This is a genomic window from Amycolatopsis sp. NBRC 101858 (assembly GCF_030269325.1).
In the GTDB taxonomy this organism is placed as follows: Bacteria; Actinomycetota; Actinomycetes; order Mycobacteriales; family Pseudonocardiaceae; genus Amycolatopsis; species Amycolatopsis ponsaeliensis.
The window spans coordinates 1,888,463-1,912,786 of the sequence record NZ_BSTD01000002.1 but is presented as its reverse complement, the minus strand read 5'-3'; the positions used below and the strand labels follow the sequence as shown (position 1 = coordinate 1,912,786).

The 24,324-nt window shown below is 66.9% G+C and carries 16 protein-coding genes and 1 pseudogene; 12 read left to right on the top strand and 5 right to left on the bottom strand.

The annotated features are described in order from the left end of the window. Window positions 1-95: 95 nt before the first annotated feature. Both QSK39_RS21860 and QSK39_RS53295 read left to right on the top strand, forming a co-directional pair. Window positions 96-1,970 carry an ATP-dependent nuclease gene (locus QSK39_RS21860; RefSeq protein ID WP_285479622.1) on the top strand — a complete coding sequence of 625 codons (1,875 nt, stop codon included), beginning with the start codon at window positions 96-98 and terminating at the stop codon, window positions 1,968-1,970. Between the two features lie 432 nt (window positions 1,971-2,402). Continuing rightward, window positions 2,403-2,801 (top strand): annotated as a pseudogene (locus tag QSK39_RS53295) (hypothetical protein); the annotation flags it as partial. Window positions 2,802-2,829: 28 nt separating this feature from the next. Here the strand turns inward: QSK39_RS53295 and QSK39_RS21850 are convergent. Both QSK39_RS21850 and QSK39_RS21845 read right to left on the bottom strand, forming a co-directional pair. Next, window positions 2,830-4,212: a hypothetical protein gene (locus tag QSK39_RS21850; RefSeq protein ID WP_285479621.1), complete on the bottom strand. Its 1,383-nt coding sequence runs from the start codon at window positions 4,210-4,212 to the stop codon at window positions 2,830-2,832. A 241-nt stretch (window positions 4,213-4,453) separates the two neighbouring features. Then, a complete protein-coding gene (locus QSK39_RS21845; RefSeq protein WP_285479620.1) occupies window positions 4,454-5,674 on the bottom strand; it encodes an ROK family transcriptional regulator in 1,221 nt (406 codons plus the stop codon). 266 nt (window positions 5,675-5,940) lie between these two features. Here QSK39_RS21845 and QSK39_RS21840 point away from each other — a divergent pair, with 266 nt between their 5' ends. The 3 genes from QSK39_RS21840 to QSK39_RS21830 are packed head-to-tail and all read left to right on the top strand — an operon-like array spanning window position 5,941 to window position 8,594. Next, entirely contained in the window at window positions 5,941-6,090 is a 150-nt protein-coding gene (locus QSK39_RS21840; RefSeq protein ID WP_285479619.1) for a hypothetical protein, read from the top strand. Window positions 6,091-6,138: 48 nt separating this feature from the next. Further along, window positions 6,139-7,890, top strand: a complete 1,752-nt coding sequence (locus QSK39_RS21835) for a lasso peptide isopeptide bond-forming cyclase (protein ID WP_285479618.1) — start codon at window positions 6,139-6,141, stop codon at window positions 7,888-7,890. Further along, the gene (locus QSK39_RS21830) at window positions 7,887-8,594 is read left to right on the top strand and encodes a lasso peptide biosynthesis B2 protein (RefSeq protein WP_285479617.1); all 708 of its coding nucleotides are present in this window, start codon (window positions 7,887-7,889) and stop codon (window positions 8,592-8,594) included. Before QSK39_RS21835 ends, QSK39_RS21830 begins: the two co-directional genes overlap by 4 nt. 4 nt (window positions 8,595-8,598) lie before the next feature. On the opposite strand, the gene QSK39_RS21825 is transcribed toward QSK39_RS21830, so the two are convergent. Together QSK39_RS21825 and QSK39_RS21820 are read right to left on the bottom strand one after the other, a co-directional pair. Continuing rightward, window positions 8,599-11,190, bottom strand: a complete 2,592-nt coding sequence (locus QSK39_RS21825) for an ATP-binding protein (protein ID WP_285479616.1) — start codon at window positions 11,188-11,190, stop codon at window positions 8,599-8,601. 100 nt (window positions 11,191-11,290) lie between these two features. Beyond that, entirely contained in the window at window positions 11,291-11,731 is a 441-nt protein-coding gene (locus tag QSK39_RS21820) for a glycine-rich domain-containing protein (protein WP_285479615.1), read from the bottom strand. A gap of 516 nt (window positions 11,732-12,247) precedes the next feature. Between QSK39_RS21820 and QSK39_RS21815 the strand changes: the two genes are divergently transcribed. From QSK39_RS21815 to QSK39_RS21790, 6 genes are all read left to right on the top strand, one after another. Further along, window positions 12,248-15,532 (top strand): NACHT domain-containing protein, encoded by a 3,285-nt coding sequence (locus QSK39_RS21815; protein WP_285479614.1) that lies wholly within the window; start codon window positions 12,248-12,250, stop codon window positions 15,530-15,532. A 624-nt stretch (window positions 15,533-16,156) separates the two neighbouring features. After that, entirely contained in the window at window positions 16,157-16,669 is a 513-nt protein-coding gene (locus QSK39_RS21810) for a hypothetical protein (RefSeq protein WP_285479613.1), read from the top strand. Continuing rightward, window positions 16,666-17,136 (top strand): type II CBASS E2 protein, encoded by a 471-nt coding sequence (locus QSK39_RS21805; RefSeq protein WP_285479612.1) that lies wholly within the window; start codon window positions 16,666-16,668, stop codon window positions 17,134-17,136. The genes QSK39_RS21810 and QSK39_RS21805 overlap by 4 nt, the downstream gene beginning before the upstream one ends. Before the next feature lie 98 nt (window positions 17,137-17,234). Then, window positions 17,235-17,735 carry a hypothetical protein gene (locus QSK39_RS21800; RefSeq protein ID WP_285479611.1) on the top strand — a complete coding sequence of 167 codons (501 nt, stop codon included), beginning with the start codon at window positions 17,235-17,237 and terminating at the stop codon, window positions 17,733-17,735. A gap of 410 nt (window positions 17,736-18,145) precedes the next feature. Continuing rightward, window positions 18,146-19,108, top strand: coding sequence for a pentapeptide repeat-containing protein (locus QSK39_RS21795; RefSeq protein ID WP_285479610.1), 963 nt, complete (start codon window positions 18,146-18,148; stop codon window positions 19,106-19,108). Beyond that, the gene (locus QSK39_RS21790) at window positions 19,105-19,335 is read left to right on the top strand and encodes a hypothetical protein (RefSeq protein ID WP_285479609.1); all 231 of its coding nucleotides are present in this window, start codon (window positions 19,105-19,107) and stop codon (window positions 19,333-19,335) included. The genes QSK39_RS21795 and QSK39_RS21790 overlap by 4 nt, the downstream gene beginning before the upstream one ends. A 919-nt stretch (window positions 19,336-20,254) precedes the next feature. Here QSK39_RS21790 and QSK39_RS21785 read toward each other — a convergent pair. Then, a complete protein-coding gene (locus tag QSK39_RS21785; protein WP_285479608.1) occupies window positions 20,255-20,821 on the bottom strand; it encodes a DUF4760 domain-containing protein in 567 nt (188 codons plus the stop codon). 739 nt (window positions 20,822-21,560) lie between these two features. Between QSK39_RS21785 and QSK39_RS21780 the strand changes: the two genes are divergently transcribed. Beyond that, window positions 21,561-23,870: a P-loop NTPase fold protein gene (locus QSK39_RS21780; protein WP_285479607.1), complete on the top strand. Its 2,310-nt coding sequence runs from the start codon at window positions 21,561-21,563 to the stop codon at window positions 23,868-23,870. Window positions 23,871-24,324: the final 454 nt, after the last annotated feature.

Below are 24,324 nucleotides of genomic sequence, written 5' to 3'. Positions count from 1 at the left end.
CGAAATGGCTTAGCGATTACGGCGCGAACGGCGTAGCCTGTGTACCGCTGGTCGGGGCAGCCCTCCTTAGAGGTCGTTGCAGAAAGAGAGCGTCGATGCGTCTGCTGTCCGCCCACATTACAAAATTCAAGAGCGTCACCGATTCGGGTGAATTCACCCTGAACGGTGATGTCACCGCCCTCGTTGGGAAGAACGAGTCCGGCAAGACCGCAGTGCTCGAGGCGTTGTACCGCGTGGACCCGCTCTCCAGCGGGCACCCGACCAACTTCAACGAACTGCGGGACTACCCGCGTCGTTACCGTTCCCGTGACAAGGCCGCGATCACCTCGGCGAAGCCGGTGACCGTGACCTTCCAGCTCGAGCAGGCGGACATCGATGCGGTTACCCAGGACTTTGGTGCCGACGCGCTTCGCGCCGACGTTGTCACCGTCGGCCGCAAGTACGACGCCAAGTGGTTCTACTGGGAATCGGCTATCTCGAACCCGCTTGGCGCCGCGCGCCACCTGGTCACCAAGGCAGGCCTTGACGTCAGCCGTTACGCCGACGCCACGACCGTCGAGCACTTGATCACGGCACTTCGCGCGGACAGCGAAGCGGAAGCTGCTGTCCAACTAGCCAATGACCTTGCCGAGCGCGACCTCGGGGCTGACATCCGAAAGGTTCTGCGGTCCAGAATTCCCGACTTCCAGTACTTCGACGAGTACAGCGTGCTGCCGGGAGAGGTGTCGATTACTCGGCTGCAGACCATCGACGAGGCAGAGTTGGGACCGCAGGAGCGCACGGCGCTGTCCCTGCTGAAGCTGGCCGGCGTCGAGTCTGCGGAGTTCACCGCGGACTCCTACGAGAGCCGCAAGGCCGCGCTGGAGGCGGCGGCCAACGAGCTCACCGACCAGCTCTTCGACTACTGGACCCAAAACCCGAGCCTCTCGGTCGAGCTCGACATCGAGTTCCGGTCCAAGCCCAACCCGCAGAACCCGTCGGTTCCGCTTCCCGATCCGTGGCTGCACATCCGCATCAAGAACGCGAAGCACCGCGTGACCTTGGGGATGGAGGGCCGGTCGAAAGGCTTCATCTGGTTCTTCTCGTTCCTCGCGGCCTTCTCCGAGTACACCAGCGGCACCGGCCGACGGCGGATCATCTTGCTCGACGAGCCAGGGCTGAACCTGCACGCCAAGGCTCAGGCCGACCTGCTGCGCTACATCGAGGAACGGCTCGCGCCACACCACCAGGTCGTGTACAGCACGCACTCCCTGTTCATGATCCAGCCGAACAAGCTGGAGCAGTGTCGGACCGTCGAGGACGTGGACAACGAAGGCACGAAGGTCAGCCAGGACATCTGGAAGGCCCGCCCCGAGACCGTCTTCCCGTTGCTCGGCGCACTCGGCATCGATATGACCCAGACGCTGATCATCGGCCCGAACCAGCTGCTGGTCGAGGGCCCGGCCGACGTGGTGTACCTGGCGGTGATGAGCGACGTGATCCGGCGGGCGGGCGGCACGCCGCTTGACCCGCGTTGGACGATCACGCCGGCCGGTGGGTTGGACAAGGTTCCTGCGTTCGTGTCGCTGATGGGCGGCAGCGAGCTCAAGGTGGCGGTCCTGATGGACGTCGCCGCCGGTGGAAACCAGCGGATCGCACAGCTGGCCAGCCGTGGCCTGCTCGAGGACCGACGTCTGGTGTATCTGACCGAGATCACCGGCACCGCCGAGGCCGACATCGAGGACCTGTTCGACGTCGCCTGGTACCTCAAGCTGCTGAACGCGTCGAAGGTGGGCAGGTTCGCGAAGTCGCGGCTCAACGGCGGTGGCCGGATCGTCAAGCAGGTTGAAGCGCTCCACGGCGGCCGGTTCGATCACTTTCAGCCGGCGAATCACCTGATGCGCTCGCCCGGGAAGCTGCTCGACGAGATCGACGAGCCAACCCGCATGCGGTTTCAGGCCCTGTTCAACCGTCTCAACGGCCTGCTCTAGCGGCGCGGCCGGTGTGGTCCGACCGGGCGAGGCCACACCGGCGATCGTCACCGGCCGGCGAACTCTGGCTTGTCTTTGGCCAGGAACGCCTTCACTGCGCCCGCGGTAACGCGACACATGCCACTCGATCGAGAGAAGCCCGCGTCGCGTAGCTGAATCCACGTTCCGCTCCGGATCCCACTCGCCAGGTGGTCCCGACGTCAGTTCTTGGCGCAGTCGTGAAGGTGGCGGCCGCGACGGTTGTCAGCGGCCGGTGAAGCCGCGCCGAGGGCCTGCTGAGCGCCGAAGCAGCACGACGCCCACCTGCCGTCGGCTGTATGTAGCAGCTGGCGCCCCGGCAACGACAGCTCCTCCGTGAACACGCAGAAGCGGCGCTGGCGTCAGTCGTCACTTCCCGCTGGCGAACACACCCCGCCCGGCTGGACACGATGACTGCTCATCCGACGTCAGATCACCGCTGCCGACAAGGAACCCGAGCTCGCCTACTATCTCTGCTGCGGCCTGGAGGGCACCGACGACGCCGAGCTCGTTCGCGTCGCGGGAGCCCGCTGGGCCATCGAGGAATGCTTCCAGACCGCCAAAAACGAAGTCGGTCTCGACCACTACCAGGTCCGCCGACACGACGCTTAGTATCGGCACGTCACTGTGGCCATGCTGGCCCACACCTACCTCGCCGTCACCCTCGCCGAAATCCGCCGTCTCCTGGCACACCTGACCCGATTTCCCGCCCAGGCTTATGTCTGGGCGTGGTCGCGCTGGCGCCGACGCCACCAACACCGCGCCAAACCAGCCACTATCGACGACGTCACCCACCTAACGAAGTGCGGCTGAAGTACTAGCCCGGCTCCCGATGTGGGAGTTACGGGCTGCGCCGGTTGTCCCTGATCAGCTGCGGCGGCGGCACCAGCGGCCACCGGGCTGGCTGTGGCAACTCGGTCAGGGAAAGCTTGCGGTAGAGCGTTTCCCGGACGATCTCGGCCGACACTCCCTGCCGGGCGGCCAGCCGGTCGTGGACGGCCCGCCACTGGGCGGGTTGCGCCTCCCGCGCGGCGGTCAGCTGACCGACCAGCGGGGCCTGGGAATCCAGCAGCGGACTGTTCCGGGCCAGTTCGGCCACGATCGAGTCCGGGTCCACCTCGCCGTCCGCGAAGTGGCTCAGCAGCACGGGGATTCCCGCGCCGGCCGCGTACGCCGAGAGTGAGCCGTGGTCCGCGACGAGAAAGTCGGCGGCCGCCAAGAGGCCTCGCCAGTCCTCGTAGGTGTCGACCACGTCGAGCCCGGCCGCGTGCGCCTCGCGGAACCTGTTCCGGACCTGCCGGGCGCCGTGCTGCGCCCATACGGCCGGATGCACTGTGGCGATCACCCGGTGGTTGGCCGGGAGCTCGCTCGCCAGCCGCCGGGGCAGGTCGTGGTTCATCGCCAGCAGTGAGCGGGGCCCCCACGTCGACGACACGGCCACGAGGGTCTGCGCGTCACGGATGCCGAGCCGTTCGCGGTAGTGCTCGCGGTGCGCCCGGCAGACGAGCAACCGGTCGTAACACGGGTCGCCGGCCACCACCGCGTACGGCACCGCTTCGGGGCACTGGCGCGACAGGGTGGACAGGTGGGCGGGGTGGGGGAGCAGCAACGCGTCGACGATCGGCTGGCCGTCGTCGTCGAGCAACGACGCCCGGTCCAGGCCGTACACCGGCCGGTCGTCCTTCAGCCCGGGCCACGCCCACGCGGGCCAGAGCTTGTTGTACCCGGCCCCGTGCGGCGCGGCGAACCTCGCGGTGGCCGGCAGGTCGCCGAGGCGGTGCAGGCTCGCCGCGACGACCAGGTCGAACTTCCGCCTGGTCGCTTCCCCCCAGGAGAGGACCCGGACCTCCATGTCCCGCAGCCGGGTTTCGACGCCCTCACCGAACTGGTCGGGCACCTGGGTGTAGACCAGTTGCACGCGCGGATCGTCCTCGAGCGGGAGAACGATGTCCTCCAGCCGGATCAGGCTGGTGATCGTGTGCACGGCCACCAAGACCGTGCGCTCGATGTCCATCGTGTTCCAGCGTTCCTCCCGAGCCTCGGTCTCCACCTCGCGGCTGACCGTCGTGGCCGCCGACGGTGGCTTGATCCAGCCGCGACCGAGCTTCGGTGCGGGGCGGTGGCGCGAAGTGGCGGAGGCCTTCGGCAAGTAGCGGCCAGCGAAGCGGCGGATGCCGCCGGACGAAGAACCCGTCGTCATGAGGTGAAGTGGGGGGACGTCCATCGCATGGCACCTTTCATGACGTCCGACCATCGAATCGAAGTGTTCGTTGCTTCGACCCGGTCGTACACCCGTCCGTCTGTCAGCTACCGGCAAGCCGACGGATCCACGGCGAGAGGTCGCTTATGGCGTCCTGGTACCGCATGGCCATCGTTCCCAACTTCGGACCCGATAACTGTGAGCCTCTGACAAAAGTCTACGTTGCTTCAAATTGAAGTCAAGAAGGTCGTGCCTTAAGGCTTGCTCAAGCTTCTATGGTGCGGTCGGTCATGAGGGCGAATCCGAGCGCTCCCCGCGCCCCGGCGGCGAGACCGAGGTCCGAGCCGACGATCTTCACCGGGTCCTTCGATTCGACCATGCCTCGAAGGGCGTAGAGCCGTAGCCCGTCCATCATGGGCCCGAGCAGGAGTTCCGGTGCCCTCCCCAGTTCGCCGCCGAGCACGATCAGCTCGGGGTTCATCAGGTTGCATACGCGGGCGAGGGCCAGGCCGATGGTCCGGGCGGCGTCCTGGAGTACCCGCCGGCACACGGCGTCGCCGCGCTTGGCCCGCTCGATCATGCCCTCCACGCTGGTCGGCAGATCGGCGCGATAGCCCGCGTACGCCTGCCGGACCTGCTCGAGGAGCCGGGCCCCGCCGACCAGGGTCTCCAGGCAGCCGCGGTTGCCGCACCGGCACGGAATGCCGTCCGGCTCCATGGTCAGGTGACCGATCTCCCCGCCGTACCCGTGCCGTCCCCGGTAGATGAGCCCGCCGATGATGAACCCGGCGCCGAGGCCGACGGACGCCTTGACGAACAGCATGGTCCCGGCGCCGCGGCCGGCTCCGTACAGGTGCTCGCCGTAGGCCGCGTAGTTGGCCTCGTTGTCCACGATGATGGGCACATCGCGGAAGTGGTCGCGGAATCGTTCCGGGACGCTGCCGGTGATGTCCCAGTCGAGCGAGGCGGCGACCTGGGTGACCAAGGCGGTCCGCGGGTCAACCGCGGCCGGGATGCCCACCCCGATCGAGACGATGTGATCGATGTCGAGCCCGGTTTGCACCGTGAGCTCCTTGATGAGGTTGGCGCTCTCCCGGACCCAGCTGCTGCTGCCCTGATCGGCGCGGAAGGCCACGGATTCGTACTCGACCGCCGAAGTGTCCACCCGGCGCGCCGCCACCGCGATCCGGTCGTGGTTGACCTCCACGCCGACGGCCACTCCGCGGACGGCGCCGAGCCGGACCCGTTTGCCGCGCTCGCCCTCCTCGCTCTGCACGCGGAAGATGCCCTCTTGCTGGAGTTCCGAGACCACCGCGGAGACGGTTCCCTGCGACAGCAGAAGGCGCTTGGCCAGGCTCACCTGGGTGATCCCGGGATCCGCCATCGCCGCGCGGATGACCTTCCGGCGGTTGACGTCCTTGACCGAATCGGACGGGGTCCACAGCAGGGACCGGGCCTCCACGGTCGTGGCTCCCGTGCTCGACACTCTGCCTCCTGATGGCTTATCGGCTTCGATTTGAAGAGTACACGGCTTAGAGGAAGGGGCAGTGAGTCGGTGAAGGCGGACCTGCCGGCCTGTTGACTCTGGAGCTCCGGGGGTGGGCGGTTCGGCAACAGCTTGGTTCAACCCGACCGGTTCGACAAGTCGACTTCCTGTGCGGGTGACTTTTTGTCAATCGACCCGAACAACAGTACTATGTGCGGACAGTGACTGGACGAAGACGGTTCGCCATAACGTATCAGGGGGCACTCGTGAACGACGCTGACGTCGACCCGAACACCGTCCTCATCGTTCCCGAGGGTGACTACGAGCCGCCGGCGGTATTCGATTTCGGTCCGGTCTTCAAGACCACCCGCGGGAATGGCAACGGAAGCGTGGACGATAGCGGCCAGGAAGACTAGTTCCTGAACCCGTGCCGGACCCAGGTGACGTGCCGTCGTGGTGAATCGATGAGCCTCGTCGGTTGCTGGACCAGGGCGACCGGGCTCGCCCACGTTGTCTCGCGCACGCTGTCGGCCAGCCTCCGAGAGGCGGGCTCCCGTGATGGCACACTATTCCTCATCGGACACAGCTTCGTGCCAGACTCCCAGCTGGCCCAGGCTTGTGAGGCCATATCACGCTCGAACGACGTCGGCGCGACGGACGGCTGGCCGGGCTGCCACTCCAGTCTCCTGATCACCCGATCCGGGGCGGTCCTCCTGGCCGACCCAGTCGGTCAGTTTCCGCTCTTCGTTGCCGAGAAGGCGGATGCCGTCTGGTTCGGCACCGATTCTTCGGACCTCGCGCGGCTGGCGGGTGGGCCATTGGACGAAATTTCCGTGGCGGCGATCCTCGCCTGTCCGGAATCGGGCGAACCGGTACGCGGGCGGTCGATGTACCGCGGTATCCACCGGGTGCCGGCTGGGCACGTTTTGTCGATCGGCCGGGCTGGCCTCCGCGAGCGTCCTTATTCCGTTCTGCGCCCCGAACCGGAAATGACGATGGCGGAATCCGCCGAACGGCTCCGGGCCGCCCTCTCCACGGCGGTACGGGCCCGCACCCTGTCGCCGTATCGGTGGACGTTCGACCTCTCGGGTGGCCTGGACTCGACGTCCTTGACGGTGCTGGCGGCGGGCGAGCTGGGCGAGCTCGACTCCTTCACCTCCGTCAATCCCGCCGCCCCGGTCACCGACGACATCGAATTCGCAGGGCGGCACGCTCGAAGTGTCACCGGCATCCGCCACCACCTCGTGCCCGCGGGTCCCCGGCACCTGCCCTACCAGGTGTTGCGTCCCACCGGCGACTGGCCGCACGGGTCGTCGCTGGCGACGGGGGCGCTGAGAACGCGATTGGCGCGCGCCGTCGAATTCGGCTCCCAAGCCCATCTCACGGGCGAGGGGGGCGACGTCGTGCTGAAAGCTCCGGCCGCCTACCTCGCGGACCTCGCGCGGCACGGTGAGCTGACCCGCCTGTGGTCCGACTGCGTGGCGTGGGCGCGGCTGCGCGGCCGGACGCCGCTCGCGCTGGTCAGCCGCGCGGTCACGCTCAGCCGGACGACCCGGCGCCGGGCCCTGGACTCCCTCGCGGAGGACGTGGCAGCCGGTCGCCCGGTCGGTGCGGAGTCCTGGGAGGCGGACCGGATCGCCTACTGGCGGCGTCCTTCGGCGCAGTGGCTCACCCCGGCCGCCAGACGGTCTCTCGCCGCCCACATCCGGGAGACCGCGGACCACCTGGCCGAGGACGACGACCTCGACGCCGGCGACGTGGTCACCCAGGAGCTGGTGAGGCAGCAGACGCTGACCCTCCGCACCGTCCGGGCGGTCGGCGCCGAGTTCGGCGTCGAGGTGCACGCCCCGTTCATGGACACCGAGGTGGTCCGGGCCTGCCTCGCGCTGCCCGCGCGCCGGCGCGCCGACCCGAGGACGCCCAAGCCGTTGCTTCGCGCGGCGCTGAGCGGGCTGGTACCCCCGGCGGTGCTGGCCCGCACGACCAAGGGTGATTACACGCGTGGCGTGTACCTCGGTGTCCGCCGGGCGGCGCCGGTGTTGCGGCGGATGCTCACCGAATCCGTCGCCGCCGACCACGGGATCCTCGAGCCCGGGCCGGTCCGCGAAGTCCTCGAGGGCGCAATCCAGGGCATGCCCACCCCGTGGGGCGCACTCCACCAGGTGTTCGCGGTGGAAGCGTGGTTGCGGGAGCGCGAGGAGGGGGTCCGACCGTGATCAAAGCCAGGGTGCCCGCCAGTGTGCGGGCCGTGCCGGACGACGCGGGCCGCCTCGTGCTGCTCGATTCGGCGACCGGGCGCTGGTTCGTGCTCAACCGCAGCGGCGCCGCGTTTTACGAGGAGCTGCGGAGCGCGGCCGACGTCGACAAGGCGGTCGACGCCCTCCTCGCTCGCTACCCGGCAGTGCCGGCGGACCGGATCCGCCGGGACGCCGACGAGCTGGTGTCCACGCTGGTGGCCCGCGGGCTGGTCGAACTGCCCGACGCGGAAGGCCGTCATGCCGCCGGCGTGCTGATGGCCGTGCCGGCGGACGAGGTCCCCGCGGGCCGGCGCTGGCGGCTCACCGCCCCGTTCACGTTCCTGCTGGCGTTGCTGCTCCTGCGCCTGCCCTTCCGGACCTCGGCCGCTCTAGTAGCCAGGCTGAAGAAGGCGAAGCCGGAGGCGAGCGCCGCGGACGCTCTCTCCGCGCTCAGCGCCGCCCGCCGGGCGAGCCGGTGGTACCCCGGCCGGGTCGCCTGCGTCGAGATTTCGCTGACCGCGGTGCTGACGGCCGCGTTCCTCGGTCTCCGGATCGACTGGTGCTTCGGGTTCGCCGTCGACCCGTATTCGTTCCACGCCTGGATCGAGGTGGACGGCGAACCGGTGACCCATCCGGCCGACGAACCCATCCCCCCGACCTACCGGCGCGTTTTCCGGGCCTGACTCCTCAGAGCCGGCTGATGTGCTCCCGCACCTGGTCCACCCCGGGGTTGCCGAGCCGGGCGTAGATCTCCTCGGTGCGCTCGTAGTGGCCTTTCGCGACCCGCGGCTCACCGGCGTGTTCGAACAGCTCACCCAAAGCCCATTCGGCGTCCGCCTGGCCCAGCGGCGAGTTCACGGCCCGCATCGCGGCCGCGGCCACGCGCAGCCGCTCCAGTGCCCGCTCCCTGGCCCCGATCTGTATCTCGGTGCGAGCCAGCGCGATCCGCGCTCTCGCCGCGTTGTACGGATCAGGCACGTCCAGGCCGTCCAGCACCCCGACGGCTTCGGCCAGCGGTGGTTCGGCCTCGGCGGGGCGGCCGGCGGTGAACAGCGCGCGCCCGATGCTCACCAAGGCGAGCCCGACACTGCGTTGCTGCCGCAGTTCCCGGTAGCCCTCGAGCGCCTGTTCGAAATGGGTCAGGGCCAGCTCGATCCGGCCCTGGTCCAGGTAGGCGAAGCCGAATCGTTCCATCGAGCCCGCGATCCGGTGCCGGTCACCGAGCTCCCGCCAGATCTGCGCGGCCGTCGCCATGTGGGCCAGCGCCTCGTCGTTGCGCCCCAACGCGTGGAAGAGCAGGCCCAGCCGGTCGTTCGCGCCGGCCTCCGCCTCGCGGTCGGCGTCCTCCACGGTCGCCCGGACGGCGAGCAGGTCGAACTGCAGCCAGTCGTAGTAGTGCGTGCGGTACAGGAACAGGCCCCACATCGCGTCGGCCAGCTGCCACGCGGTGGTGTTCCAGCCGTTGTCCGCCGCCGAGCGGGCGGCCGCCAGCAGGTTCACCCGTTCGCGGTCGAGCCATTCCAGGGCGTCCGCATGGCCGGCGAACGTGACGGTTTCGACGGGGACGTCCGCGAAATCGCGGCGCACGTCGGTGCGGTGCGGGGTCACGACGGCACCTGCGTCGGTGGCCGTGCGCAGGTACCAGTCGAGCATCCGGCGCAGGGCCAGCTCTCGTTGTTCCGCCGGCTCGTGCGCCAATGCCTGCTGCCGGGCGTGCAACCGGATCAGGTCGTGGAGCCGGTACCGGTCGGCGGCGGGATCGGCCAGCAGGTTCGCCGTCACGATCTCGTCCACCAGCCGTTCCGCCTCGGCCGTCGGCACGGCCACCGCGGCGGCGGCGAGACCGATTTCGAAGTCGGGGCCGGGATGGAGGCCGAGCAGCCGGTACAGCCGCGCGGCGGGAGGGGACAGCGTTTCGGACGACATATCGAACACCACCTGTACGGACAGATCACCGGCAAGAGACAAGCCGGCCAGCCGACGCCCTTCGTCGACCAGCTCTGCGACCACCTTTTCCACCGACCACCGAGGATGGGACACCAGCCGGGCGCCCGCCACACACAATGCCAGCGGGAGCCCGGCGCACAGCGCCGCCAGCTGCTGCGCACACGGCTGCTCACGTTCGATCCGGCCGTCGCCGACCAGCCGCGCGAGCAGCTCCACCCCGTCCTCTTCAGGGAGCGGGGCGATCTCGATCAGCCGTCCCCCGTTCGCGACCAGTCCGCTCAGCCTCGACCGGCTGGTGACGACAGTCGTGCTCACCGCCGACGACGGCAGCAGGGCGCGGACCTGGTCGGCGGACTCGACGTCGTCGAGCACCAGCAGTAGCCGCCGGCCCGCGGTGAGGGAGCGGAACAGCGCGGACTGCTCGGCGAGGCCGACCGGCACGCGAGGGGCGGCGACGCCCAGCACGCGCAGGAAGTGCCCCAGCACCTGCTCGACCGTCACCGACCCGGCCGGGCCGCCGAGGTGGGCATACAGCTGGCCGTCGGGGTAGCGGTCGACGACCTGGTGGCACCACTGCATCGCGATGGCGCTCTTGCCGACGCCGGGAGGGCCGCTCAGCACCAGGAGGCGGCTTTCGACACTGAGCTTGTCGAGCAGCCGGTGCTCCATGGCGCGCCCGACGAACGCGGTCAGATCCGGCAGCAACTGCTGCGGCGGCGTCTCACCGCCGTGTGCTTCGAACGACGGTGGCACCCGGGAGCCGGGCACGTGGATCCACCCGTGCAGCCGGGTCTTTTTCACCTGAACGGTGACCGGGTGGTAGGTCGACGGCTCGATGCCGCGGTATCCATGCCGCACGATCGTGTCGTAGACGTGGTCGGACACCCCGACCGCCAGCGGGGTATCGGCGTAGGCGAGCGCGGCCCTGAGTTCGGCCGAGTCCAGTAGACGGCAGACCACGACCAGGTCGTGGCCGGTCACCCCGTGCTCGTCACGGGTGATCTCACCGGCGTGCACGGCGACCCGCAGCCTGATCCGCTGGGCGGGCGGTGCCCGGAGGTTGTGGTCGACCAAACCGGCGAGCAGCCCGGGCAGCAACGGGTCGAGCAACAGCACGGTGGAAACCTTGGGCGGCACGATGATCACGGCGCCGTCGCCGCAGTCCTGGTACGTGCAGGAGTCCCAGTCGACCTCAGCCGTCGTGAAGGAGTCATGAACCAGGCGATACATCGCAGCGCGCACGGCCAGCCGGGCGCGGTCGTTCCGGTACCTTGCGCTGAAGTCTTCGATGTCGACCGTGAACAGCGAGTGGTGAACGGGATCCCGGGTCATCGCGCACCCCTCCCAAAGCCGCTTAACCCGCCTTCGGTATACCACCCCGGCTGCGCGGACCACAATCGCCGTCGCGGAAGCTCGCCAAGCCGAGACAGCGTCAAAAAGATCTCCGGCTACCCACCTGCCAGCCGGGATGCTTCCGATGGAAACCTCCGTGACTGGACATATTCGACTTGTATTGACAAAAAATTGTCAATACAAGGACAGTTTGCGTGCCCGTAGAAGACTCGACGGCGGGACCGTTGTCGGTGGGCACGTGGTGGATGAATCGGTCGGCGATGCGATCGCAGAAGGCGGCGTACTCGGAGGTGTCGAGGACGAAAGTGTGCCAGCCGATGTGCACGAGTTCGCTCGGTGCGAGCGGGGCGCCGTCGTTGGCGGCGCAGGCGAGGAGGAACGCGAGTGGTTGGTCCAGGATGCGCCCGACAAAGTCACGCTCGAAGCCCTCGACCTGGATGATGCGGTCAGTCAGCCGCTGGAAGAGGTCGTCGGTGACGAGGGAACGCCCGGTCCACTGGGCGTTGGTGGTGATCGTCATTGCGGGTTCTCCTAGATCGCGGACCGGTGGTGCTTCGGACGGATGGGGTATCCGGTGAAGCGGCTGTGTTCGACGGCGGCGATAGACAGGTGGATTTGCTCGTAGTCTGGGCGGGGAGGGCGGCGTTGAGCACGAGGGTGAGGTTGCGCCGGGGCATGTCGATGAACAGTGGGTCGCGCGATCATCCACTTCCCCCACTGGAGCTCGCCTACGAGCTCCAGCAGTCCGGACACCCAGTAGGACGCGGCGGCGCTCGTCACGGCGCGGCCACGGGAGTGAAGCCGGCCGGGATACGCCACGCCTGCCGGGGATCGATCAGGGCCCGATTGGTGGACGAGCAAGATCGCCAGTCAAACCCGGTCGCTAAATTTCAATAGCGCTGTCTTGTTCGTTAGTGCATGGCGGCTAAGGCCGAAAAGGTCCTTCCCGTGCTTAATATCGATTCTGTGTGACAGATCAATATCGCCCCGGCGGGTCCTCTCTGCACGCCAGGGCTCAGCGGGCATACTTGCCGACATGCGACGAGGCTTCCGTTACAACGACGCTGTCAAGCTGCTGGGTGGAGACACTGCCCTGCTCAACCTCGTTGACCGTCTTTCGGCTACCGGGCTGCTGCTCGTGGGCGGTATCAACCTGCTTGGCGCTCGCGCCGAACTGGTGCGGCTGGGCAATGAGCTGACTAAGACCGTCGCCGACAAGGTCACTGGACTCAATCGGGTTGGACGAACCCAGCTGCTAGAAGCGGCACATAGCGTCATAGTCGTCACCGCGTTCTTCGAGGCGCTTGGCAAGGTCGGCCTCCCAGTCGACGTGAAGAAGCTCAAGCAGCTGAAGATCATTAAGCAGGAGCAATTAGCCATAATCGCCGCCGAGCGGCCTGCTACCCCGAAGGCTAAAGACCTTGTCAGTGCCCTTCTTGGCTCGGAGATCCCTTTGCCGGGACCAGAGTTGCCAGCCGAACGACTCGGCGCCGAACTAACAACGTACTTTGCGGCATCGGTGGAGAACTTCATCGAATTTCTTCAGGGTCTGCTCGTCTGGGAGCGCCTCAGTGCGGTAAAGCGCGACCATTATCGGGCCGAGGTGGCGAAAGAGATTCCCGACAGGGCGCTTGAATTGTACCAGGGGCACTATCGGCGACTCGCCGTCGACTGCCCTGAATTCGGGGTGTGGGTGTCGATGATCGAGCACTCTGCCACTCGGACTTCTCTTGACGGCCTGCGTGATCTGCTCCTCACAGTGACCAGCGGCATGACCCCCGACGACCGGCGAGATGCCGTGGTCCGAGCTCATTGCGCCGCGCTCGACCGCCCCTTGGTGGAAGCTGGAGATCTGCCGCGGGGACTCGCGGTGCCGACGCTCAGGGACGCATACGTCGCGCCGCTGTTCCGTGTGGCCGAGGCAAATCAGCGTGATGAGGTCAGTAAGGATTCATGGTGGACGAACCTACCGGTTCGATCTGACGCCCAGGACTATCTCGCAGGCTACCTGACCTGCTCGCGGGCCATCACCACGCCGCTGATGGTGCTCGGCCAACCTGGGTCGGGCAAGTCGGTCCTGACCAAGATGCTCGCCGCCCTCCTGCCCCCGGAGGACTTTTTCGCAATCCGGGTCGTCCTTCGCGATGTTCCAGCAGAGGCCGACCTGCAGGAACAGATCGAACACGCTATCCGTGTAGCAACAGGGGAACGCCTTGATTGGCCCGAGTTGGCCAGATCGGCTGGCGCGGCCGTCCCGGTCGTCCTCCTCGACGGTTTCGACGAGCTCCTGCAGGCGACTGGAGTTAGTCGATCGGACTATCTGACGAAGATCCGCGATTTCCAGCGGCGCGAGAGGGAGCACAACCGCGCGGTTGTTGTCATAGTGACTAGTCGGATCGCGGTGGCCAACCGCGCCAGGCTGCCCGACGGTACCGTGGTGCTGCGCTTGGAGCCGTTCGAAGAACCACAAGTTGCCCGCTGGCTATCGGCATGGAACGGGGTCAACGCCGACTATCAGAAGAGGAATGGGCTCGACTCTCTCAGTGTTAACAGCGTCCTTGCGCATGGCGCCCTGGCGGGGCAACCGCTGCTCCTTTTCATGCTGGCGCTTTACGACGCCGACGGCAATGCACTTCAGCGGGATGGCCTGACCATGGGTCGGGCGCGACTCTACGAAGAGCTATTGACCCGCTTCGCCCGACGCGAGATTGCTAAGAGTAACCCGAGCATGCTCGACAAAGAGATCGATCGAGGCGTTGACCAGGAATTGGCGCGACTATCCGTTGTCGCATTCGCTATGTTTAACCGAGGCAGTCAGTGGGTTGCGGAAAACGATCTCGGACGTGATCTAGACGCCCTGTTTGATGCACGGAATGGTCCCGGCGAGACCATGCGCACTAGACTCACTGCAGCGCAGCTTATTGTCGGCCGGTTCTTCTTTATTCATGAGGCCCGGGCGTCTCTCGACAACGAGTTCGTACACACCTATGAGTTCTTGCATGCTACTTTCGGTGAATACTTGGTGGCCAGACTGGTCCACCGTATGGCCCTTGATCTCGTGGTCAAGCAGCGCGCCGTGTCCGCACATCATTTTGGCATTCCTGAAGTTGACGACACAATGCTGCACGCCCTGCTGTCCTTTGCTCCGCTGACAACGCGAGCAGCTATCTTCGGGTTCCTGGGTGAACTTCTCGACGATGTGTCGGCGGCAGACAGGACTACGCTCACCTCGGTCGTGCGCAGCCTACTCGCGTCGGCGCAGTATTCTCGAATCGACGCTAGTCTGGACCGCTACCAGCCTCGTCGTCTTCCCACGGCTCGGAGGATTGCCGTCTACACGGCGAACCTGGTTATTCTGGCATTGACGACCGGGAAGTCTTTTAGTGCCTCGGACCTGTCTGATGATGACGACCCGGTCACCAGTTGGCAGAAACTTACTCTGCTGTGGCGCTCGCAACTGGGCGCCGAGGAGTGGACTAGCTTGATCGACATACTTGCGATCAGGCGCACAGGTCATGGGACCCGGCGGGACGTCGTGCTAATGCGGGATGAACCTCCAAGTGTACTGGATACTGATCTCGCATGGAGCTTCGGGATTCCTGACTCCCAGTCGAACGGGAAAATAGTCTTGCCAGCTGGCAGTGTGATGGAGTCTGGAATCCACGTTCACCAATCACCGCAAGACGATGTTCTCCTGCATGCCGTTGAGCCATTGAGTCGAAATGTCGATTCGGCACTGAATGCGTTCGCATTTTACGACGGCAAGCTTCGCTCTCCTGCTAACGTGATCCTATCCGCGATCACCGCTAAAAGCGATGTCAAACTGTCGGCCTTTGAGGATTGCCTCACCCTGGGGCGACTCGGTGGGATCCCTATGCCGAGTCGGCTCTGGACGACTTTGCTTCATGCAATTTGCGCAGATCCTGACACTCCTACAGACACATTGACTGTGGTGCTCGGCGTAGGCTTTGCCCGTTCCGTCGCCGCTGAAACACTGGTCCATTGCGCAATGAGAATCCTGATGTCCGATCGCGACAACGAGGCGGCCTACGGGGCTCTGGACAAATTAATGCACGACGCTGAGATTGATCCCCGCCTGGTCACTTCAACTCTGGTGCAATTGATCGAACTCGGACTGGAAAGAGTCGCACGGCGTCGAATCAGGCGGTTTGTGAACGTGGTTGCATACTTCAATACGGCGCCACTTTTGGAAATGGCTACGAAAGATCCCGGGTTAATTCGACGAGCGAGATCCGCTATGTCGTTGATCGGTTTTGTTGATCTGGTCGAATGGCCAGACCTTCCGTCTATTGTTAACTGAACTTTCGAACGGCGGCCCGGAATATCACCGCCGTCTCGGCCTTGGGCACGGACTTCGCGTCGAGTCCAAAGACTTCCGAGACCAGTTCCGTGCTCGCGGCGGCCATGGCCCTGGTCACCTACTTGCTGCTGGTGCTCGGCTCGGGCGCGGCAGTGTTCACCGTCGCGATCGGCATCATGGTGCCCCGGCGTTCACGCATACGACCGAGAGCTTCCCGACGCCCGCGGCACAGCCGCCGCGATCGGCGACGGGGTAGGACACCTCGGCGGCGCGGTGGCGTCGTTCCTGGCCCTGCCAGCGCTGTCCGCGGCGGCGCGCACTGGGCGATGTTGACGATCATCGCGACGATGGTGGTCGCGACGGTGTGCGTGCCTTCGGGGCCGCGGATGAAGGACCGCTCGCTCGTCTGGACCGGCGACGGCGCCGGCTCTCCGTGCTGGTCAAGGTCGGGCTCGGTGGCGTCTTGCTGGGCGAGCAGGTCGCTGGTCCACTCCCAGATCGCCAGCGCGACACGTCGGTTGCTGCCCTTCCCTGATCGGGCCAAGCCCACCGGGCCGGTCGAGCTGCGGGCGATCTGGAGGTTGGTACCCCCCCGAACGGCACGTCGAACTGTTCACTGCCGGCATGCCGTCGCTGCGTCGGACCCGCCGCCGCGTCGTCCGGCTGCTGAAGGCGTGGAACAAGCAGTACAACCAGCCCGGCTTCTCCTCCCACAACCTCACGGTCTGGGCCTGGGAGTTCGTCGAGCCGGGGATGGGCATGGCGGCGGCGTTGAGCGCGGTGCTGATGAACGCCGCGGCTCGGGTCGAAGCCGGCCGCGCGACGCCCGATCCGGCGGGCGTCTCGCCCAACGTGAAGCTCCTGGTCTCGCGTGACATCGCGGCCAAGCGGCTCCGGACGGCCGCCGACGGACTTGCGGAAGCCTTAGCGCACGACGATGACCGCGAGGCTGTGCTCACCGCTTTGTCCGGGGTCTTCTTCAAGTACGTCGAGAACCCGTCGCCCAGCGGTCTGGCGGGCAAGATCGCGGTCTTGCGCCGGAACATTCCGGTGGTGACGGCCACCCTCGGGCTCGGCGGCCCGTCGACCCTGATCCGGCCGACCCGGGCGTACGGCGCTGCGGAGCCCCGGGAGTGAGGAACGCGCCAACGTGGCGGGCGCCGGCTTGGTACGCCAAGCCGGCGCCCCGGCTCCTGTTCCAGCACCGGCTCGCCGCGTGCGACTTGCGGGTGCGCGTGGTGCGGCCGCCGCGACGTCACCGTGGCGGCTTCGCCATCGCCGTCCGGCTCGACCTCCCTGACCTGCCCGTCCAGGCGGTGACGGTGGTCTTCGGCCGCGCGGCCCCCAACATCCCGCACGTCTACACCGACCTGCCGTCGGACTCCCCGCACCGGTACCCCGACGGGTCCCTCTGCATGTGGTATCCCGGCGATCCGGCCGAACAACGCTGGACCCGCAAGGACGGGCCCGTGGCGCTGCTCGGGCACGTCGTGGCCCATCTGCTGCGCGAGCGGTGGTGGCAGCGCACCGGCGAATGGCCCGGCGAAGAGGCCGCGCACCTTCCCACCGGCGAAACGGGCGAGACCGGCACCGAGGCCGCATGACCGATAATGGCGTCGTGGCGAACCCCGTCGACGTGACCACCACGACGGTGACCGCACCGAGCGGAGGAACCTCCGCGGCCGGCGGCACCAGCGTGCTGGTGGCCGCGGTCGTGTCTGGCGCCTTCCTCGCGGCTCTGATCACCGCGGCGATCACGATCTGGCTCGCGCGGAGGAAAACGCGGGAGGAGGAGCGCAACCGGCTTCGGGTGGCCTTCGCGGAAGCGTTCGCGGCGTACCAGTCTTATAAGGAGTTCCCGTACGCCATCCGGCGCCGCCGCGTCGACGCACCCGGCGAAGAACGGGTCAGGCTGTCCGAGGCGCTGCGCTCGGTGCAAGCGGACCTCGCGTATCACGCGGCCTGGATCGTCATCGAATCCGAACAGGTCGGAAAGGCCTTCGCGGAGCTGATCAAGCAGGTTCGCGCGACCGCCGGGACGGCCATGCACGAAGCGTGGAACGCGCCGGCGAACAACACGGACAGCGCGATGAACATCCCTTCGTCACTCGTCGACCTCGGGGAGCTGACCAACCACGAGACCGTCTACATCGACGCGGTCCGTGCTCACCTCCGACGGCTTGCTCCGTGGTGGTCGAGATGACAACCCCTTCGTCGGGCGTTCGAACTCAGCTGGCGGGAAGCACCTCAGGCCTGCGCAGGCGGGCGGTTCGCGAGTCTGCTGAAGGGCAGCGATAAGGCTGGCGGCGTCTTCGCCGGGGAAGACTTGATGCACGAGATCGACCACGTCGGCGAACACTTCGCAGTCCACGACACGATACTGTTGGTCCGGACAACGCAAGGCCGGCCCGTCAACTTCCAGGCCAGCTCGTCGGAGCGCGGCGGTGACAGGCCGCGAGGTACGCCGACGCGGTGTTCATCGCCCGGCAACGGAGCTGGCACTGCTGCCACTGGGTGTTGCGTTTCCGGTCGCCGGTGCGACACCTGTAGGTGATCGAACCGACTGAGCCCGGGTCGCCGCGGCGTCCGGTGTTGACGCCGATCCCGCGGTGGGTGATCGCCGCCGGGCTGCCGATGATGATCGTGGTCGCGGTTGCCGCGGTCTGGCTGCTGCTGGGGATGCGGGTCGACGGCGACAGGCTCGACGCCATCCGGACCGGCGGCACGCTCGGCGTCGGTCTTGGCGGGGTGGTGGCGCTGTGGCTGGCGGTCCGGCGGCAACGGTCGACCGAGCTCGACGTACTCCAGAAGTACGAGGTTCACCGGCTGGCGGAACGCACCGCGCAGGACGCCCGGGACGACGTCATCGACCGGCGGATCACCGAGCAGTACACCAAGGCCGTCGAGCAGCTCGGTCAGAGCGCGCCGGTCCGGCTCGGCGGCCTGTACGCGCTGGAACGCCTGGCGCAGAACAACCTCGGCCAGCGGCAGACCATCGTGAACGTCCTCTGCGCGTATCTGCGGATGCCGTTCACGCCGCCGGTTCGCCCGGCCGAGACCTTCGACGCGGCCGTGCGCCGGGAGCCCTCGGTGCGGCCGGGCAAGGCCGGCGAGGACATCGATCCGCGTCATCAGGAGCTGCAGGTTCGGCTGGCGGCTCAGCGAATCCTGGCCGACCACTTGATCACCGAGGACAGCGAGAAGCGGTGGGCGGACATCGATCTGGACCTTACCGGTGCCACGCTCGTCGACTTCGACTTCCACGACCGCCGGGTGCGTGAAGCCAAGTTCGCCGACGCGACGTTCATCGGTGACGCCGATTTCTCGAACACGGCGTTCGACGGCAAAGCCACGTTCAGCCGAGCGCAGTTCACCGGCCGGGCGGAATTCTCCAACGCAGTGTTCGCCGCGGCTGCGTGGTTCTTCAAGACGTGGTTTCTCGGGAGCGGCAACTTCCGGCTCACCTCCTTTCGGTACCTTCGCTTCGAAGGCGTGAGAACGGACGGTCCTCTCGCCTTCGAAGAGGCGAAACTTGGGATGGCCTGGTTCGGAAGCGCTTGCTTTTCCAGGCCGTGAACTTCGCGAACGCGTCGTTCGATGACGGCGACAACGATCTTTACCGCGGAGCCGCCCGGTTCCTGGCGTCGGTGGCGCTGGTTCCTGCGAACGATGCCAGCCGCTGGCCTCCCGGTTGGACGATCGATCGCTCTGGTGACCCGATCGACTTCCCGGACTTCCCAGGAGAATGGCGAAATCTGCGCTTCGACAAGACGGAAGCTACGCCCACGCCGCCAGCGATTTGAGCAGCTCGGTGGCCGCCGCGCGGTCTCGGGCAGCTCGGCGCGACCAGAAGGATCTTCCTGCTTCCCGTCGGACGGCAGGCAGAAGAAGCTCGGGTTTGAGCTGCCGGTCAGTACGGCCAGCTGGGCACGTTTAACCGGATGCTGTAGGGGCCGAAGTCTCCGCTGTCACCTCCGGAGGACGGTCCCGGAGGTGATGGAGAGCGTCCTGCCGTCCCCCGCTCAGACAGCGGCGTCGGAATGAGCTGGCACCGCCACATCGGCAGAGACAGCCGCAACGCCTGCACCGCCACCGCATGTGCTGGGGCAGAAGGTGATGGTGTCGGCCGGAAACCGGCGACTGACCCTCTCCAATCTCGGCAAACAGCGCTATCCCGATGGTGAGCAGGGTCGAGCCGGCGCGTCCGGCGAGCATGGTGGTGCGGTCACGGTCGAGGGTGGTCGTCACCGTGCCCAGCAGGGCGCGTTCCTGGAAGCCGCGGGCGCGGGGTGGGATGATCCCGACCAGGTGCCGGGATGGTTTGGTACCCGACGCTGCGGTGATGCGGGTGCAGTTGAGGTGAACGGCCAGGCCGATCAGCGTTGGCACGGCGAAGGCGACCGACACCAGCTGACGTTCGCTGCTGTTTGCAGACCGTCGCCGGACCTCAACGCGCAGCCGGTCGCGAACAGCCCGGCGGCGAGCACCGCCAGCAGCAGCCCGCCGGCCCACTGTCATGGGTGTCGCCTGGGCGTGGGTTCTCACTGTGGCGGGCGCGATGATCACAGTAGGGTGCGCGATTGCCGCTGCCCGCCGCCCGGACCGTGTCGAGCCGGCTTCCCTGCCGGATGCGGTCGAAGACCCGCTGCGGACGAAGCTTTAGTACTTCGGCCAGATCGCCGCGCGCATCGCCCGTGCAACGCTTCGTTCACGCGCTCTCGGCTACTCGACACTGGGGCCGTTGAAGACCGCGGTCCGGTTGTCGGTTCGCCGGGTCGAGGAAACTTCCGTGAGATCGAACGTTGTCGTGAGCGTCGGTGTCTGCGCTTGGAGGCGTTGCCAGCTGCGTTGGTGCCACCATGCTCGCTGGCGAGTGGCCTTGAGAGATCGGCGGGCGAGCCATTCGAAGTTCAGGAAGAGCTCCGGGACGTTCTCGCTGCTTCGCCGATAGCTGATCAACGGGTCCGCGATCTGGAAGCAGAGCACGACCTGGCTGTGCCAGGTCAGGAACGCCCGTATGGTGACGTAGCGGTGCTTCACGAGGAAACCGATCTGGTCGAGAACCGTCGCGACTCGCTCGACGCACCGGTATTCCTCTGCGCTCCACGACTCGAACGGCTTGCTCGCGAGCCCGTACATACGGGCTCGGTCGTCGCGCAGATCTTGTGCTCCCTGCCACCGGAGCATCTCGTTCAGCAGCGAGCCGTGAGCTGAGTTCCGCATGAGGTGTACCTGGCCGAACGCGATCGCCGCGGCGAGCACGGAGATCAAAGCAGCGATCGTCTGCATGCGACTCCTGCTCCTCTGCTGATGTTCAAACGCCTGAGGAAGAAGTCGCCGGGCCGTGCACTTTGGTTACGGCGTTGGCGAATGTCATCCGCGCGGAGCAGCCGTACAGGCCGTGAGGTTGCCTGTACGAGTAACACGGCCGGCTTGCACAGCGACGGAAGGCTGCAACGACGGCCCGGACTTGAGGAGCGAGCGGTGGCGCACCTGCGCCGAGGTGCACAGTTGCCCACGGCTTCGGAGGCCCGCAAGGCCCCTCGACGGCACCAACTGGGTGACGATCCCGCTGCTGAAGCGCCTGGACACGGCGGTTTCGGACCACGCCCTGGGCGACCGCACCCACCGCACGACGGGCTAGCCCCTTTGTTCTTCTGGGGACGCCGGGCATACTTCCGTTGACGTATCCGCCGCCCCCCGCACCCGGGAGACCATGAGCGCCGAACGCGACAACGCCCCGATTGGGAACCCGTTTTCTCCGATAGCGGTCGCCACGCCCATGGGCGTGGGCGAAATCACGGTCGAAACGACGGTTGAAACGGAACCGTTTCGCCAGGTCCGGGGCTGCCTCGACGCTTACATCCGTGAATCCGTGGGCCAGGGCAACACGGTCGTCGTTCTCGGGGAACACGGCACCGGGAAGACCCACACGGCCGTGAGCTTGGTGCGGTCAGTAGCGCACCTTCCCATCACCAGTTCGTACTTGGCGGCGAGTACCACGTTCCGGGAAACGTACTTGCATCTTATGCAGGAACTGGGCGTCGAAACGTTCGTCGACCTCGTCGCGGCGCTTCAGGCGGACGTCGTCGCCGACGTTGAGTCGCTGTCGCCGAGCGCCCCGGAACTGCCGAGTAGCCTCGAGCGGAAACTCCGTGAATTCATTTCGGATCGCGCGCTTGTCAGTGTGCTCATGCTTCTGCTGCGCGCGGACCTGAGGACCGCGGCATGGGACTGGCTCAACGGTCACCTGCCCGACGAGCACCTGCGCGAACGGGGGATCACCTGGGCAATCGACTCGGAAGTCGCCGCATTGGAGGCGATGGCGTCGATCGCTCAATTGCACGGTGCGCTACGCCGGAAACTGCTCATCGTGCTCGACGAGGTAGAAGTACTGCGGCTGAGCGCGTTCCGGACACTGCTCGAAGTGGTTTCCGCGTCCGGGGTCATGCTCGTCCTGCTGGGCGTCCCGGACCTACTCGACCAGCTCGGTGCGGACGTACGCCAGCGCATCGGCCAGGTGATCGTGCTGACCCCATTCGGGGTGTCTGATGTCCGGGCGCTCATCGAGCAATCGCAGGGGGTGACTACAGGACATTACCGCCTCGAGCCGTTCACCGAAGAGGCTGTATCCCATCTTGTGGAACTGTCCAGCGGCAATGTGCGCACCGTGATCAGGCTCTGCCACGAGGCTTTCCGGCGGGCGACGGCGGCGAGTGTGCCTGCCGGTGTCGTCCTGGTCGACCAGGTGGCCCGCGACACCTTGCCGGCGCTCGAAGCGGTGACCGAACCGCCGGCCGGCCGGTTCGGAGTCCAGGAGAAGTCCGATGTCGAATGGACCACGGACACGCCGACGGAGATCGACCTGCTCAAGCGGGACGCGCTGGCGGAAGTACTCGCGACGCGGATCACCGAAACCCGGCTGCGGCACCCCGACACGTCGTTGATCGTGCACGTGGACGGCGAGTGGGGCGCCGGCAAGAGCACCTTGCTGGGCCTGCTGGGCCGGCGGCTCACCGGGGCGGGACTGCTTGTGACCCCGTTCGACGCCTGGCAGCAGTCCCGGCTGTCGCCGCCCTGGTGGGCGCTGCTGACCGCGGTCCGCAACGCGATCGTGCAGGACCGGGGCTGGTGGGCACGGCGGTGGCTCAACCTCAAGGAGCTGGCCGCACGGGCCCGCCGCTCCGGGGCTCCGTTTGTCCTGTCGGCGATCCTGCTGGTCCTGTGCGCCGGCGGGATCGGCCTGCTCGTCCGCGCGGTCGTCGGTACCCCACAGCCTGGTTCAGAGTGGCTGAAGGTGGTACTCGCGGCGATCGCGGCGGTCGGTGTGCTCTGGCCCGGCGTCCGGGTAGCCGGCAGGGTCCTCTTGTGGGACTCGGCCGGCGGTGCCCGGTTGTTCGAGCAGACCGGCGCGAACCCGATGGGTCGGGTCGCCGAGCACTTCGACTGGCTGCTCCGGCAGACAGGCAAGCCGGTCGTGCTGTTGGTTGACGACCTCGACCGGTGCAAGCACGACTACGTGGTCGAGGTCCTCGAAGCGGTCCAGACCCTGCTCCGGGACGCCCACGGCCCCGCCGGGACGTCGCGGGCGGCCTACGTCGTGGTGAGCGCCGACGGATACTGGCTCCGGCAGAGCTTCACCACGGCGTACGCAGAATTCGACAGCGACGGACGGCAGGCGGCGGGCCCGCTGGGCTACCAGTTCATGGACAAGCTGTTCCAGCTGACCGTGCCGATGCCCGCGCTGGGCCACACGGCCCGGCAACGGTTGCTGGGGCACCTCCTGGACGTCTCCGACGGCGAAGAGGATCTGCGGAAGACCGCCGCGGCCGTCGAAGCCATGGACAGGATCCAGGCCGCGGCCGGAGACGAAGGCCGAATTCTGGCGGCGCTGAACGCGGTTACCGAACCGGAAGTTCGCGACGCTGTGGCCGTCGACGCGGTCCGCGCGGTGGCCGCGCCGGAGACGCAGGCGAACACCGAGCACATGCTGCGGAAGTTCGCCCCGCTGATTGGCGGCAACCCCCGCGAGATCAAGCTCTTCCTCAACACCTACAGCATTCTGCGCGCTGTCCGGACGCTCGAAGGCAACACACCTGAGACCGGGCTGCTCGCGCTGTGGGCCGCTCTGCGGGTCCGTTGGCCGGCGGTCGCCGACCACCTGCAGCGCAAACCGGGTGCGGTTCTCGGGATCCGGGAACCACAGTGGAGTGCCGAGGTGTTCCCGGAGCACCTACTCGACGTGGTCCGGAGCGCGGAACTGCGCGCGGTCGTCTCGGACCCCGTGCACGGCCCGCTGACCGAAGACGCCGTCCGCCGCTGCTGCGGCACGGACTAGCGGGGCTGCCCGTGCCGGGACCAGGCCCCAGTCGACGATCCGGACCTTGCCGTGGTGGACGAGCACTTTCAGCGCGTGCAGGTCGGTGTCCGCCAGCGTGTCCCTGCGCCCGATCACGTTCCGCCTCGATCAGGTGGGAGGACACCGTGTGCGAGCCTGCCCGTGACCCCCTCACTGCCAGTGAGGGTCGATCATGGCCCTGACCTGCGGCGATGGAGATTCGCCTAGTGAAACGATGCGCCTGATCGCCATTGCTTGCAACTATGTGTTGTTGAGTGCAGTTGTAGCAGGGGGTTTGCCCCAGCTGTGCCCCAGTGGAATTGGTGAGAGGACCGCCCGCGTTCGTTTCGAACAACCATGCGGTCGGCACATGACGGTGGGCAGGAGCCGGCCGAGCGGGATCAAATCGAGCAGCGTCGTGTAGACGGCACCCGCACTGACGAGCTCCGCCAGT